This is a genomic window from Streptomyces sp. NPDC086077 (assembly GCF_040686175.1).
Classification (GTDB): Bacteria; Actinomycetota; Actinomycetes; order Streptomycetales; family Streptomycetaceae; genus Streptomyces.
On sequence record NZ_JBFBJT010000315.1, the window covers coordinates 1 to 1,659 of the forward strand.

A 1,659-nucleotide genomic window follows, 5' to 3' on the forward strand; every position below is an offset into this window, starting at 1 on the left:
CTCCGGCTCCGGCGAGGGCTCCGGCACCGGCACCGGCGAGGGCGTCGGCTCCGGCGAGGGCTCCGGCACCGGCACCGGCGAGGGCGTCGGCTCCGGCGACCGGGCCGGGGAGCGCCCCTTCCGTATCGTCGCCGTCACCTCCTGCCCCACCGGTATCGCCCACACCTACATGGCGGCCGAGTCGCTGGAGAACGCGGGCCGCGCGGCCGGAGTCGAGGTCGTCGTCGAGACGCAGGGCTCGGCCGGCTTCACCCGGCTCGACCCGGCGGTCATCGCGGCGGCGGACGGCGTGATCTTCGCCCACGACCTGCCCGTACGCGAGAAGGACCGCTTCGCCGGCAAGCCCACCGTCGACGTCGGGGTCAAGGCGGGCATCAACCGCCCGGCCGAGCTGATCACGGAGGTGCGCGGCAAGGCGGAGCGCGGTGAGGTCACCGCGGCCGCCAGGCCCGGCGGGACCCCCGTCGAGCGCGCCGGTGAGCCCGGCGAGGGCTACGGCACCAAGCTCCGCAAGTGGCTGATGTCCGGTGTGAGCTACATGATCCCGTTCGTCGCCGCGGGCGGTCTGCTCATCGCCCTCGGTTTCGCCATCGGCGGCTACCAGATCAACGAGGCCAAGTCCGTCACCGAGCACTTCGACTGGAGCCAGATCGACAGCTGGGGCGCCCTGCTGTTCCAGATCGGCGGCGCGGCCTTCGGCTTCCTCGTCCCGGTCCTCGCCGGTTACATCGCCTACGGCATGGCCGATCGCCCCGGCCTGGTGCCCGGCTTCGTCGGCGGCGCGATCTCCGTGACGATCGGCGCGGGGTTCCTCGGCGGCCTGGTCGCCGGCCTCATCGCCGGTGGCGTGGTCCTGGCCATCCAGCGCGTCAGCATCCCGGCGCCCCTCCGCGGCATCATGCCCGTGGTGGTGATCCCGCTGATCTCCTCGGCGGTCGTCGGGTTCCTGATGTTCGTGGTCATCGGCAAGCCCATCGCCGAGGCCCAGAAGGCCCTCACCGACTGGCTGAACGGCCTGTCCGGCGCCAACGCCGTCCTCCTCGGCGTGCTGCTCGGCCTGATGATGTGCTTCGACCTCGGTGGCCCGGTGAACAAGGTGGCCTACACCTTCGCCACGGCCGGCATCTCCGTCGCGGCGCCCAGCGACTCCGCGATGAAGATCATGGCAGCGGTGATGGCCGCGGGCATGGTCCCGCCGCTGGGCCTGGCCCTGGCCACCACCGTCCGCAGGAAGCTGTTCACCGACGCCGAACACGAGAACGGCAAGGCCGCCTGGGTGCTCGGCGCCTCCTTCATCTCGGAGGGCGCCATCCCGTTCGCGGCCGCCGACCCGCTGCGGGTCATCCCGTCGGCCATGGCGGGCGGCGCGGTCACCGGCGCCCTGGCGATGTCGTTCGGCTCGACCCTGCGCGCCCCGCACGGCGGCATCTGGGTCACCTTCCTCATCGGCAAGCCGCTGCTGTACCTGCTGGCCATCGCGGCCGGTACGGCGGTGACCGCGGGCCTGGTCATCCTTCTCAAGGGCCTGCGCAAGCCGGCCCCCGGCGCCCAGGAGGCCGAGCCGGTGACCGTACCGGCGGACGCCAGGCAGCCGGTGGCGGCGGCGCCCCGAAAACGTCGGCCAGCCGGGCACCGGCGCGACCGGCCAGGGCGAGGCCG

Annotated in this window: 1 protein-coding gene; it reads left to right on the top strand. The window is 73.3% G+C overall.

Annotated elements, in window-relative coordinates; all coding sequences use genetic code 11:
* Window positions 1–1,659, top strand: a 1,659-nt coding sequence (locus tag AB0O67_RS37305) for a fructose-specific PTS transporter subunit EIIC (protein ID WP_365460554.1), incomplete at both ends; no start/stop codon positions are given.